This is a genomic window from Streptomyces paradoxus, from assembly GCF_014202475.1.
In the GTDB taxonomy this organism is placed as follows: Bacteria; Actinomycetota; Actinomycetes; order Streptomycetales; family Streptomycetaceae; genus Streptomyces; species Streptomyces paradoxus.
This window is the reverse complement of record NZ_JACHGV010000003.1, coordinates 346,736-359,743: the sequence shown is the minus strand read 5'-3', so window position 1 is coordinate 359,743 and position 13,008 is coordinate 346,736. Positions and strand designations below refer to the sequence as shown.

Here is a 13,008-nt window from a genome sequence, read left to right as displayed (position 1 = left end):
GGCGCAGGTCCCTCTTCTGTTTTCCGACTTCGGTTACTTCTTCGGCGGTACGGCCGGCATGCCGAGGAACGGCAGCCGCAGCGCGCCGAACGCCTCCGCCGGGACCGCCGGGGACTTCGGCTCGACCGGCTGGAGCCGCTCGTAGGCCGAGCCCTGCCGCGGGCGGGGGTCGAGCTCACCCTTGTTGGGCCAGTACGACATGGCCCGCTCGGCCTGGGCGGTGATGGTGAGGGACGGGTTGACGCCCAGGTTGGCGGAGACCGCGGCGCCGTCCACGACGGAGATGCCGGGGTGGCCGTAGAGGCGGTGGTACGGGTCGATCACACCGGACTCGCGGGAGTCGCCGATGGGGCAGCCGCCCAGGAAGTGGGCCGTCAGCGGGGTGCCCATCAGTTCGCCGACGTTGGAGCCCGCGAAGCCGTTGATCTCGGCGGCGAGTGCCGACGCGCCCTCCGTCGCGGCCTTGATCTGCTTGGGGTTGGGGGCGCCGTGACCCTGGCGGGCGGTGAGCAGGCCGCGGCCGGGACCCGACGGTTTCACGTACGTCGTCAGGGAGTTGTCCAGCGACTGCATCACCAGGCCGATGATGGTCCGCTCCGACCAGCGGCGGTTCGACAGGGAGCGCAGCACCAGCAGCGGGTGCTTCGCGGCGTTGGCGAGGAAGCCCAGGACCCGCGAGCTGCCCGAGTTCGTCCCCGCGTACGGCACCTGGAGGATGGACAGACCGCCCATCGAGTTGGAGCCCTTGCCGTAGCGGACCGGCTCGATGTGGGTGTTCGCGTCCGGGTGGATGGAGGACGTGATGGCCACGCCCCGCGTGAAGTCGGCCTTGGGCACGCCATGCGCCTTGCGGTAGCGCCGGTCGTCGGTCTGGGCGCCGACCAGGGCCTCGGAGTTGGTGCGGGTCAGCTCCCCCAGTTTGTCGGAGAGGTGCGGCAGCTGGCCGCCCGCCTTCATGCGGTGCAGCAGGGTCTGGGTGCCGTAGGTGCCGGCGGCGAGGACGACCCGGCGGGCCGTGAAGGTACGGCCCTTCTTCTTGCCGCGGTCGTCGGTGGGCAGGGTGGCGACGGCGAAGCCGCCGCGCGAGTCGTCGGTCAGCGACACGACCGTCGTCATGGGGTGGACCACCGCACCGGCCTTCTCGGCGAGGTGCAGGTAGTTCTCGTTGAGGGTGTTCTTCGCGCCGTGGCGGCAGCCGGTCATGCACTCGCCGCACTCCGCGCAGGCCTTGCGGGAGGGGCCCGCGCCGCCGAAGTACGGGTCGGGCACCTCCTGGCCGGGCTTGGCCTTCACCGCGCCGTCGGCGTCCTCGCCGTCGCCGAAGAAGACGCCGACCGGAGCCATGTGGAAGGAGTCGCCGCAGCCCATCCGCTCCGCGGCGGCCTTCAGGTGGACGTCCGAGGGCGTCATGGTCGGGTTGAGCCGTACGCCCAGCATGCGGCGGGCCTGGTCGTAGTACGGCTTCAGCTCCTCCTGCCAGTCCGTGATGTCACGCCACTGGGGGTCCTCGAAGAACGGCTTCGGCGGGACGTAGAGGGTGTTGGCGTAGTTGAGGGAACCGCCGCCGACACCCGCGCCCGCCAGGACCATGACGTTGCCGAGGAGGTGGATGCGCTGGATGCCGTACATGCCGAGCTTCGGCGCCCAGAGGTAGTTCTTGAGGTCCCAGGAGTTCTTGGGGAGGGTCTCGCGGGTGAAGCGCCGGCCGGCCTCCAGGACGCCTACGCGGTAGCCCTTCTCGGTGAGGCGCAGGGCGGTCACCGAGCCGCCGAATCCGGAACCCACGACGATGACGTCGTAGTCGTAAGCGTCCTGAGGCACGTGCCGTCTCCCCTTCGAGTGTGCAGTGCGGGTGGTCTACCGGAACCTGAACGCCTTCATCAGGCGGAGGCTGCGGCTCATGAACTGGGCGTACTTCTCGTCGTCCATGCCGAGCGAGGGGGCCATGGGGAGCACGCGCTGGTGGGCGACCGTCTGGGCCTCGGTGTACTTGAGGATGCCCTCGGAGCCGTGGCGGCGGCCGAGGCCCGAGTCCTTCATGCCGCCCATGGGCGACTGGACGCTGCCGTAGGCGGGGGCGTAACCCTCGTTGATGTTGACCGTGCCGGTGCGCAGGCGGGCGGCGACCTCCTGGCCGCGGCGGCCGTTCTTCGTCCAGACCGAGGAGTTGAGGCCGTACGCCGTGGCGTTCGCGCGCTCGATGGCCTCGTCCTCGTCGGTGAAGCGGTAGACCGACACGACCGGGCCGAAGGTCTCCTCGCCGCAGACGGACATGTCCGTGGCGACCCCGTCGAGGATCGTGGGCTCGAAGAAGTACGGGCCGATGTCCGGGCGCGCCACACCGCCCGCGACGACCTTCGCACCCTTGGCGACGGCCTCCTCGACGTGCCGCGTGACGGTTTCGAGCTGGCGTTCCCCGACCAGGGACCCCATGTCGGCGCCGTACGCCAGGGACGTGCCGAGGCGCATGGCCTTCGTCCGGGCGGCGAAGCGCTCCAGGAAGGCGTCCGCGATCGACTCGTGGACGAAGAGCCGCTCGATGGAGATGCAGAGCTGCCCGGCGGAGGAGAAGCAGGCGCGTACCGCTCCGGCCGCGGCCTTCTCGATGTCGGCGTCCTCCAGCACCAGCATGGCGTTCTTGCCGCCGAGTTCGAGGGAGACGCCGACCAGCCGGGCGGCGGCCCCCTGGGCGACCTCGCGGCCGGTGCGGGTGGAGCCGGTGAAGGAGACGTAGTCGGCGTGCCGGACGACCTCCGGGCCGACGACCGGGCCGTCGCCGAGGACGACCTGGAAGACGTCGGCGGGCAGCCCGGCCTCGATGAGCAGGTCACGGGCCCACAGGGCGGTCAGGCAGGTCTCCGTGTCCGGCTTCATGACGACGGCGTTGCCGGCGACGAAGGCCGGGAGCGCGTCGCCGACCGACAGTTCCAGGGGGTAGTTCCAGGGGGCGATCTGGCCCACGACCCCGCGCGCGTGGCGCAGTTCGGTGACCTTCGTGAGGGTCGGCATGGCGCCGGCGTGCCGCTTGGGCCGGAGGTAGGCGGACGCCTTGCGGCCGTAGTGGCGGGCGGCGACCGCGACGGCCTGCACCTCCTCGTGGGCGTGCAGCCGGGCCTTGCCGGTCTCCAGCTGTATGAGGTCGAGCACCTCGGCCTGGCGCTCCAGCACCAGGTCGTGGAAACGGAGCAGGACGGCGGCGCGCTGCCGTACGGGGGTCTGTGCCCACACGGCCTGGGCGGCGCGGGCCAGTTGGAAGGCCTCCGCCACGTCCTCGGGCGTCGCCTCCGGGAGGTCCGCCAGCTTCTCGCCGGTGAACGGCGTGTGGTTGGCGGTCCGGCCGGAGCCGGCCACACCCTTGGTGAGCTGGGCGACCAGCTCCGGCGTGACCACGTCCGCGGCGGTGCGGGCGCCCTCCGGGGCGGGGGCGAGGGGGTTCGTGCCGGTCTGTGCCGTGCCGGTCTCTGCCGTCTTCTCGGCGGCCTGCGCGTCCGTCATGAGGCGCAGGGTATGCCGGGACGGAGGCTTTGGGTACCCGTCGGTAATACGGCTTCACCGACTGCACACACGACGCCAGTGACTGCTGGCAACAAACGCGCTGATCAGGACGTTGTGCGTGACCGGCGGGTGTGATTCAGCCTTTTACGATCCCGAGCCGGTCCCGGGCCCCCTCGAACACCGAGGTGCCCTCTTCCTCCTCCGGGGTGCCCTTGGGCATGTCGACGCGCAGTTCGTACATGCGGTCGTCATCGGTGCGGACGATCAGCCGCATGAGGCGCCTTGGGGTCTCGCCCCGGCGGTACGTGGTGTCGGCGAGGGCGGCTTCGTGGCCCTGGACGCCGGTGCGGGCGTACCGGGTTTCTCCCCCGGTCTCCTGCGCCGTCCGGGCCTGGTCCGCCGGGGAGGCCGGTGCCTTGTCCCAGAAGAGGAGACGGACCTGGATCGTGCCGGTGCGCTCGTCGCCGTAGAGCACGGTGCGGGGCTGGTCGGTCGCGCTGCCGGTCCGGTCGAGGGGGCGGTAGTGGCGCGGCAGATGGAGAACGGCCGCCATGTCCGGCTCGGGGTGCGGGCTCCAGACGTCGGTCGCGTCGGCGGCCTGCCCGGCGCTCTCCGCGCTGCTGGTCTCGGCGAGCTGCGTGACGGCCCCTATGCCGCCGGCGAGCAGGGCGGAGAGGAGGGCGAGGGGACCTGGGCGGAGGAGGCTTTGGCGCTTGGCGGGTATGGGGTCCTGCTGCGTGTGGGGGGTGGGAGGGGCGGCGGAGGCGGGGGCGGGCCGGACCTCGGCGGGGGCGACGGCCGGCGCGGCGGTGGACACGGCGGCGGGCACCAGGCCGGGACGGGATGCGGTCCGGTCGTCCGGCTGCCGCGGGTGCCCGGCCGTCCGCGGTTCGGCCGGTGCGGGTCCCGCCACCGCCTCCAGTTCCTTCGCGACCTCCTCCGCGTCCGGCCGCTGTTCGGGGTCCGGCACCAGCAGCCGTGCTATCAGCGGCCCGAGGGGTCCGGCCCGGGTCGGTTCGGGCGGCTCGGCGGCGAGGATCGCGGCGAGCGTGGCCTCCGGTGTGGTCCGGAGGAACGGGGACGAGCCCTCGACGGCCGCGTACAGCAGCGCACCCAGGGACCACAGGTCGGAGGCGGGCCCGGCGATACGGCCGGCGGACATCCGCTCGGGGGCGACGAACTCCGGCGAATCCGCGGCGGCCTCCCCGTTCCCGGTGAGCGGGTCCTCGCCCTGCACATGGGCGATGCCGAAGTCGGTGACGACGACGCGCCCGTGCGGGCCGAGCAGCACATGGGCGGGCTTCACGTCCCGGTGCACGATGCCGACCGAGTGCGCGGCGCGCAGGGCACCGAGCACGGCGAGGCCGATCCGGGCGGCTTCGGGCACGTCGACCGGGCCGCGCCGGAGCCTGTCGGCGAGGGACTCGCCGGGCACCAGCTCCATGACGATCCACGGCAGTCCGTCGAGCGCCTCCGCCGCGTCGAGTTCGTCGGGGCCGACGGGTCCCGGGTGTTCGCCCCGCTGCTCCGCCTCGACGACCACGTCGTGGATGGTGACGGCGGCGGGATGGTCGACGCGGGCGGCGGCCCGGGCCTCGCGGTGCAGCCGGTGGGCCGCCCGCCGGTGGCTCTCGTCCTCCGGGGCGCCCGGCAACCGCGGCTGTCTGACGGCGACTTCACGCTGTTCGAGTTCGTCGAGGGCCCGCCAGACGGTGCCCGTGCCGCCGGAGCCGATGCGCTCGACCAGCCGGTAGCGCCCACCGACCAGCCGGCCCTGGGCGTCGTCGGTCCCGCCCCCGTCGTTACTCATGCCCCATCAGTACCCCGCGGGGCGCGTCCTTGTCGACGCGGGTCGTTTCCGACCGGGTTGAAGGGGCGGAATCAGGTCTTGTCGATGTCCAGATTCGCGATCGCCGTGCTCGCCACCTCGCGTCCACGGGCGGTGAAGTCGCTCTTGTCCGGGTAGCTGACGGTGAGTTTGTACATGTCGCCGCCGGGGGTCCGGTAGTAGAAGATCTGGCACTCCCGGGGGCGTGGATTCTCGCTGTCGTCGGTCGTGAAGGGGACGGTGTTCCGGGCGGCCTTCTTGTCCCGGTACGTGGTCGTCCCGGGGTCGGTCTTCTTCGGCCCCTCGTCCATGTCCAGCTCGTAGCTTCCGCTCTCCTTGAACCGGGTGTCGTCGTCGTACATCTCGGCGGCCGCGGAGTTCGCGATGTTGCCGCCGGTGTCCTCGGCCTTCTTCTCCAGGCTCAGGTTGATCCAGACGCTGCCGCTCCAGTCGGCGTACGTGACCCAGTGCCCCTGGTCGGACTTCCGGTCGGGCACGGTCCGCTGGTACCCGGCGGGGACGGCGAGCGACGCTGCGAGGTCCTTCTCCTGCTTGATCTCCCAGCCCTCGGGCAGCGGCCCGGCGAACGGGTCCGCGATCACCAGGTACGCCGTCACCGCCGCCGCGACGGCCGCGGCACCCAGACCGAGCCACGCCTTGCGGCCGAACCGGACGCCGCCCGGGCCCGTGATGACCCGCACGGCCTGTGTGGGCTGGGCGACGGGCGGGTTCGCGGCCGCCTCCAGCAGGGCCCGCACCTGCGCGGCGTTCGGACGGCGGGCCGGGTCCTTGTCCAGCAGGCCGTTGATGGCCTCGGCGAGCGCGCCCCGGGCGGAGGCCGGGGGCGCGGGCGTGGCGTTGAGGACGGACTGGAGCGTGGCCGGGGTGTTGCTGCGGCGGAACGGCGAGACGCCCTCCGTCGCCGCGTACAGCACCACGCCGAGGGACCACAGGTCGCTGGCCGGTCCCGGGCGCTGCCCCAGCACGCGCTCGGGCGCGATGTACTCGGGCGAGCCGACGAAGCCGCCCGTGTCGGTCAGATTGGTCTCGCCCTCGATCTGGGCGATCCCGAAGTCCGTGAGGACGACCCGGTCGTAGCGGCCGAGCAGCACGTTGTCCGGCTTCACGTCACGGTGCAGGATGCCCGCCGCGTGCGCGGCCTCCAGCGCGCCGAGCACCTCCAGGCCGATCCGGGCGGCCTCGCGCGCGGACAGGGTGCCCTCCTGGAGGGCGGCGCCCAGCGAGCGGCCCCGCACCAGCTCCATCACGATCCAGGGCTGGTCCTCCACGACCGCGACGTCGTGCACGTCGACCACCGCCGGGTGGTCGAGCCGCGCCGCCGCACGGGCCTCGCGACGCATCCGCTCGAAGGCGTTGGCGCGTTCGCGTTCGGGAAGATGCTCCGGAACTCGGGGTTCCTTGACGGCGACCTCCCGGTCCACCGTCTCGTCCTTGGCCCGCCAGACCGTGCCCATGCCGCCGTGCCCGAGCTTGGCCAGCAGCCGGTAGCGCCCTGCGATGAGCCGCCCGGCACCGGCATCCTCGGGCGCCTGGGCCGACTGGGACGGCACGACCTGGGTGGGCGACCCGGCCGGTGTCGCATAGGGATTGCCCGGCACCGGCGCCTGCTGGTTCGGCGGTTGCAGTACAAAACTCGTCGGCTCGTCGGCCCCGGATCGGGCTCCCCCGTTGCTGCTCATGGGTGTATCCATATCGCGCCAACCGCCCGCGTATCCACAAAGGACGCGAGCCGGTCACAGACCCGTGACGTCACCATGGGGTTGTTCTACCTCTTTATGTTGATTCGGGGGCACCGGCGATCACGGGGTGGGCGCGGGCATGTCCGGGGAAACCGGCCGGGTCGCCGGCGCCCGCGGTGTCGTCGTCCTCGGTGCCGTCGTCCTCGGCTTGGTCGTCCTCGGTGTCGTCGTCGCGGAACTCGTCGGCGTGGGGCCGCCGTCCCCGGTGCCCTCCTCCCTCAGCAGCGCCACCGCGGACACCCCCGCCCCCGCCATCGCGGCGACCAGCAGCGCCGCGATGAGCACCCGCCGCGTGGGCTGGCGCAGGAAGGGCTCGTCCGCCCGGCCCGGACCGGGCAGGTCCGCCGGCGGCCCGAGCGGCTGCCGGCCGACGGGATCCTGCGATCGCCGCAGCGGTGCGTCCCCCACCGCCCGCGCGTGTCCGGGTGACGGCCCGTACCCGGGCGGCGGCACCGGCGGTGTGCGGCCCGTGTCGCGGAAGGCCCGGAGCATCCGCTCGGCCCGGTCCGCGTCCAGCCGCCGGTCCGGATCGCGTTCCAGCAGGCCGCGTACGACGGGCAGGAGCGGTTCCGCCTGCGCGGGGGGCTGGATGTCGCCCACGACGACGGCGTGCAGGATGCCGCCCAGCGAGTCACGGTGGAACGGCGACTCCCCGCTGAGGGCGGCGCACAGCAGCGCGCCGAGCGACCACAGGTCGGACTCGGGCCCGGTCCGCACCCCGGACATCCGCTCGGGCGCGGTGTATTCGGGCGAGCCGACGAAGGCCCCGTTCTCGGTGAGCGTGGGTGCGCCCGCGACCTGGGCGATACCGAAGTCGGTGAGGACGATCCGGTCGGTGCCGGCCTCCAGCAGCACGTTGTCCGGCTTGAGGTCACGGTGCAGCACCCCGGCCGCGTGCGCGGCGCCCAGCGCGCCGAGCAGGGCGATGCCGATGCGGGCCGCTTCGGCGGCGTCGACCGGGCCTCGCTGGGCGAGCCGGTCGGCGAGTGAACCGCCCTCGATCAACTCCATGACGATGTAGGGACGTTCGCCGTCCTCGACGACATCGTGGACGACGATGATGTGCGGGTGGCTCAGCTGGGCGACGGCCCGGGCCTCACGGAGCGTGCGGTCCCGCCGCCGGCGCGCCTGGGCCGCGGAGAGCGTCTCGCCGTAGGGGAGCTCCTTGACGGCCACGCTCCGGCCGAGCAGCCGGTCGGTCGCCCGCCAGACCACGCCCATGCCGCCGCGCCCGAGTTTCTCCTCGAGCCGGTAACGGCCCGCGATGACACGCCTGTTGTGCCCCTCGGTCCCCATGCGGCCATCATGCCCCAACGGACGGAACCACTCCGGGGCGGCGAGGTGCGGGTGGCCGAAACAGACGACCCCCTTGTCAGAAGTGCCGCTGCCTCAGGAGGTCTTCTCCTGCCAGCCCTGCAGCAGGGAGGTGAACTGCTTGCGTGCCGTCGGCCAGTCCGCGGCGGGGGCCGACATGTAGAGCGCGTACTCGGTGCCGTCGCGGGCGACGTACGTCTCCTCGATGGCCCGGCGCGGGCCGGGGAACTTGATGTCCTTGGGCTGGGCGGTCCAGGTGTACTCCCACCGGGCGCCCTCCCGGTCACGGTAGACGTTGCGCTCCAGCGTGACCCGCTTGTAGTCGACCAGTCGCTGAAGCTGCTGCTCCAGGTCGAGCTGGTGCGCGTAGGGGTCGGCGAAGTCCGGTGACCTGTCGATGGCGATGCGGACGAAGTGCCGGCCGCCGTCCGGCGAGTAGTCGATCTGCTTGAGCTCGCCCTGCGGGCCGAAGGGCTTGCGCTTCCAGCCCTTGGGCAGGTAGAGGCTGAACCCGGCGGGGTCGTCGTAGCGGGTCCAGCTGGCCGGAACCGAACTGCCGGGCCGTTCCGTGGGCTTCTGCGCATCGGGACCGGCGCTCTGTGACGGCCGGCTCTCGTTCCACCGCTGGAGCATCACGGCCGTGCCTCCGCCGATGATGGCCGCGAGCACGACGACCAGGGCGAGGGTGCGCAGCCGGCGGCGCCTGCCCGAACGGGCCGGCTGCGGTCCGGGTGCCGCGGAGCCGACGACGGTCGGGCCGGCGGGGCCCATGGAACCGGCCGGACCGGTCGGGCCGTAGGGCGGAGTACCGGCCGGGGACGTCCCGGTGGCCGGAGTGCCGGCCAGCGGCGGGAGCGGTGTCCCGGTGTGCGAACCCGAGCCGGTGCTGAAGCCGGTCCCGGTGTGGCCGGTGCCGGTGGTCCCCGTGGTGCCCGTCCCCGGGGCGGTACCGCTGTGGGCGTCCCGGTACGGCGACGGCCCGCCGTACTGCGTCGGCACGTACGCCTGCGCCCCGTTCGGCCGCCGCCCCTCCGCGGCCTCGGCGAGCAGCTGCTCGGCCTCGGGCGCGTCGGGCCGGGTGCCCGGGTCCTTGCGCAGCAGGGCGGTGATGACGGGCGCGAGTGGGCCCGCGTGCCGGAGCTCGGCGGCCTCCTCCTCGACCACGGCCTGCATGGTGGTCAGGGGCGTGGTGCGGCGGAACGGCGACCGGCCCTCCACCGCCGTGTAGAGCGTCGCGCCGAGCGCCCACAGGTCGGAGGACGGGCCCGGGTCGTGGCCGCGCACCCGCTCGGGTGCCAGGTAGTCGACCGAGCCGACGACCTCACCGGTGCGTGTGATGGTCGTGTCGCCCTCGATCTGCGCGATGCCGAAGTCCGTGAGCAGCACGCGTCCGTCGCGGGCGAGGAGGACGTTGCCCGGCTTGATGTCGCGGTGCAGGACCCCGGCGGTGTGCGCGGCGCGCAGGGCCCGCAGCACCCAGAGGCCGATGCGGGCGGCCTCGCGCGGCTCGACGCGCCCCTCCTCCTTGACCGCGTCGGCCAGGGAGCGGCCCTCGACCAGCTCCATCACGATCCACGGGCGGCCGTCGTGCTCCAGTACGTCGTGCACGGTGACGACGGCGGAGTGGTTGATGCGCGCTGCCGCCCTGGCCTCCGCCCGGGTGCGTGCCAGCAGGATCGCCTGCTCGCTCTCGGAGACGTAGAGGGCGGCCGTCAACTCCTTGATGGCGACGGACCGGTGCAGCACCTCATCATGTGCACGCCAGACTCGGCCCATGCCGCCACTGCCGATGGATTCGGCCAGCCGGTAGCGGCCCGCGACGAGCAGGCCCTGCATCTGATTCACGTTGCCCCGCAATGGTCTTGACAGGGTCAGCGTAAGGACCCGCCCTCACCCTGGGAACAAGCGGGGTACCACGGTGACCGCACTGTGACGGTTGTCGACTGCCGGGACGGGAGGCAACCAGAGCGTGAACCGCGGCGTACAGGCGGCGCGGTTCACGCTCACTTCGTCACCTTGTATGTGGCGGCCGCCTGCTCGTACAGCCGCGTCACCTCGTCGCGTTCGGACTCCGGGCCGCGCACCTGGACCACGTGGTAGCGCCCCTCGACCAGCATCGCGAGGTTGCGGACGTACAGTTCGCCCCCGTCGCCGCCGGTCCAGGTGAACTGGCCCTCGGCCATGGTCCGTCCGCCCACCTCGATCGTCTTCAGCCCGGTGGAGGTGGCCCAGCTGGAGTCGCGGTACGGCTGCAGCTCGCGCTCCCGCTCCCGCTGGTAGGCCATCGGGTCGTCGCCGTACTCCGACGCGCTGTCCCGGCCCGCCACGACGATGAGTTCGAAGTCGCCCTTGGAGTAGACGACCTGGCCGCTGCCGCCCCGCGCGCTGCGGTCCCAGCCCTTGGCGACGGCGACCTGGAAGCCCGCCGCGTCCTTGCGCAGGGTGAAGCCGTCGGCGACGTCCGGGCCGGTGGTCTGCGTCTCCGTGGTACCGGCCGACGACGAGGGGCTCTTCTCCGGCTCGGGAGACGTCTGGTCGGGCCGGGGCTCGCTGCTGGCGTCCGGCTCGGGCGCCTGGCTGACCTCACCGGCGGCACCGGTACGGTCGGCGCCGTCCGCGCCGCCGGTCCCCGACTTGGGCATGAAGAGCATGGCGTAGGCGATCGCCGCGGCCATCGCGAGCAGGACCAGCAGGAGCAGGGTGCGGCCGAGGCGGTGCGGCGAACCGGACTCCTTCCGGGCCCGTTTGTGCCGCCCGTGATGGGCGGGCAGCCCGGCCTTCCGCCTGCGCACGAGCTCGCCCCGGCGCCGTACGACGGGCAGCCGCCGGGCGTCCACGGGCGGCGCAGGGACGACGTGCACCCCGGCCTCCGGCTCGGGCGCCGAGCGCACCAGCGAGCGCAGCCAGCCGCGCACTTCCTCGAAGTCGAGGCGCTCGGTGGGGTCCTGCCGCAGCAGCGACTCCACGACCGGCCGCAGCGGGCCGCACTCCTCGGCGTACGCGGGCGGTTCCGCGCACACCATCTGCACCAGCTCGGCCGTGGACTCCTCCGGGTAGGGCGCGTGCCCCTGCACGGCCCTGAAGAGCAGGGCGCCCAGCGCCCACAGGTCGGTCGCGGGTCCGATCGGCGCGGCCAGCTGCCAGTTCTCGTGCACGGGGCCGGCCTGCTCCGGCGCCCAGCGTTCCGTGACGGGCCCGACCACGGCCATCCGCGCCTGCCGCGCCCGCTCGGCGGCCAGCGCCGTGGCCGGACCGCGCCGGGGGGCGGGGGTGCCGGCGACCAGGTCGTCCCAGCGGGCGGACTCGCCGTGGGCCGCGGTGTCCGCGGCCGGGGGGAGCGCCGCCTGCTCCCGGCCCTGCGGAACCGGCGCCCCGCCGGTCGTGCCGCGGGGCGTGGCGCCGTGCCATGCCGTGGTCCGGGGACTGCCGCCCACGCCGTAGGGGTCCGCGATCCGCCCGGGCGGTACGGCCCCGGGGGCGGTGCCCTGCCCGGGAATGTACGGGGACTGCGCCGGCTCGTTGCCGTAGGGCGCTGCCCCGCCGTCCGGCGCGGGGCGGGCTCCGGGCAGGGCCGCCCGCCCGCCCTGCTGCGCCTCCTGCACCCGTGCGGCGGCCCGGGCACCGGCCCGGTAGGCCGCGATCGCCCCGGCACGCGCCGCCCGGGGGTCTCCGCTCTCCTCCACCGGACCGCGCGCCGGTACGACCCGGCCGCCACCCGTGGTCCCGCCCCCCGCCGAGGGCAGCCCCCTGGCCTCGCGGGCCTCTATGGCGGCGCGCCGCGCGGCCTCGGGATCACCCGCGCCACCGATGCCACCGGCGGGCCCGGGGCCCGGACCGCCCGCGCCGTTGACCGGCCCTGCGCCGCCCTCGTGGCCGGATTCCTCGAAGGGCGGTTCGGGAACCGGGTCATATCCGCACAGGGCCTCCTCCGCCGCGCCCACCGCCAGCCCGGTCAGCATCACCCGGCCGTCGTCGCAGACGAGCACCGTGCGCGCGGTGATGTTCCGGTGCACCCAGCCGTGCGCGTGCAGCACCCGAAGGGCCATCAGGACGTCGGAGGCCACTTCGGCCGCCCGGTAGGGCGTCAGCGGCTTCTCGGCAAGCAGCGCCGCCAGCGGACGCGCGGCCACCAGCTCGCTGACGATCCACAGCGAACCGCCCTCGGCGAACACGTCGAAGACCTGGTCGAGTCGGGGGTGGTCGGGAATGGCCGCCGCGGCCTGCGCGGCCTCGACGGCGCGCCGCACCACCGGGTCCGTGGGCCGCCGGGTGCCCGCGCGGGCACCGGAGCGCCGCGCACCACCGTCACGCGCCGTGAAACCGTCGGGCAGTCCTTCCGCGTCGAGGACCTCGGCCTCGACCACCTCGGGCAACGGCACCTGACGGACCAGGACTTCCTGTCCGCTGTAGGTGTCGAAGGCCCGGGTCTCGGTGAGTTCGTACTCGTCGGACGGCGGCAGGGGCAGGCGGTAGCGGTCGGCGAGCACCCGGCCCGCGTAGTCGTCCACGTTGCCTCCCCCGGCAGCCCGTTCGGTCACATCCGTTCGCCCCGCGGTCCGTTCCGGCTGCGCACGGTCCGCAAACATTTACGATACGTGCCGCAGGCAACCC

7 protein-coding genes are annotated in these 13,008 nt (G+C 73.5%); all 7 read right to left on the bottom strand.

Going from position 1 to position 13,008, the window contains the following annotated elements:
- Window positions 1-33: 33 nt before the first annotated feature.
- The 7 genes from HNR57_RS11350 to HNR57_RS11320 all read right to left on the bottom strand — a co-directional run bounded on the left by HNR57_RS11350 (window position 34) and on the right by HNR57_RS11320 (window position 12,905).
- On the bottom strand, window positions 34-1,821 hold the full coding sequence (locus tag HNR57_RS11350; protein WP_184559425.1) for a GMC family oxidoreductase N-terminal domain-containing protein: 1,788 nt from the start codon (window positions 1,819-1,821) through the stop codon (window positions 34-36).
- A 36-nt stretch (window positions 1,822-1,857) separates the two neighbouring features.
- Window positions 1,858-3,495, bottom strand: coding sequence for a succinic semialdehyde dehydrogenase (locus HNR57_RS11345; RefSeq protein ID WP_184559423.1), 1,638 nt, complete (start codon window positions 3,493-3,495; stop codon window positions 1,858-1,860).
- Window positions 3,496-3,631: 136 nt separating this feature from the next.
- The gene (locus tag HNR57_RS11340) at window positions 3,632-5,305 is read right to left on the bottom strand and encodes a serine/threonine-protein kinase (RefSeq protein WP_184559421.1); all 1,674 of its coding nucleotides are present in this window, start codon (window positions 5,303-5,305) and stop codon (window positions 3,632-3,634) included.
- 71 nt (window positions 5,306-5,376) lie between these two features.
- On the bottom strand, window positions 5,377-7,023 hold the full coding sequence (locus HNR57_RS11335) for a serine/threonine-protein kinase (RefSeq protein WP_184559419.1): 1,647 nt from the start codon (window positions 7,021-7,023) through the stop codon (window positions 5,377-5,379).
- A 120-nt stretch (window positions 7,024-7,143) separates the two neighbouring features.
- Window positions 7,144-8,379, bottom strand: coding sequence for a serine/threonine-protein kinase (locus HNR57_RS11330; RefSeq protein ID WP_184559417.1), 1,236 nt, complete (start codon window positions 8,377-8,379; stop codon window positions 7,144-7,146).
- A gap of 93 nt (window positions 8,380-8,472) precedes the next feature.
- Complete coding sequence (locus HNR57_RS11325; RefSeq protein WP_184560361.1) at window positions 8,473-10,233, bottom strand: serine/threonine-protein kinase; 1,761 nt, start codon at window positions 10,231-10,233, stop codon at window positions 8,473-8,475.
- Window positions 10,234-10,400: 167 nt separating this feature from the next.
- Window positions 10,401-12,905 carry a serine/threonine kinase C-terminal domain-containing protein gene (locus tag HNR57_RS11320; protein ID WP_184559415.1) on the bottom strand — a complete coding sequence of 835 codons (2,505 nt, stop codon included), beginning with the start codon at window positions 12,903-12,905 and terminating at the stop codon, window positions 10,401-10,403.
- Between the last annotated feature and the right edge of the window lie 103 nt (window positions 12,906-13,008).

Excerpts from the sequence above, each read along its gene's own strand:
- HNR57_RS11340 (WP_184559421.1), bottom strand. The coding sequence starts at position 5,305 with ATGAGTAACGACGGGGGCGGGACCGACGACGCCCAGGGCCGGCTGGTC.
- HNR57_RS11330 (WP_184559417.1), bottom strand. The coding sequence starts at position 8,379 with ATGGGGACCGAGGGGCACAACAGGCGTGTCATCGCGGGCCGTTACCGG.
- HNR57_RS11335 (WP_184559419.1), bottom strand. The coding sequence starts at position 7,023 with ATGAGCAGCAACGGGGGAGCCCGATCCGGGGCCGACGAGCCGACGAGT.
- HNR57_RS11325 (WP_184560361.1), bottom strand. The coding sequence starts at position 10,233 with ATGCAGGGCCTGCTCGTCGCGGGCCGCTACCGGCTGGCCGAATCCATC.
- HNR57_RS11345 (WP_184559423.1), bottom strand. The coding sequence starts at position 3,495 with ATGACGGACGCGCAGGCCGCCGAGAAGACGGCAGAGACCGGCACGGCA.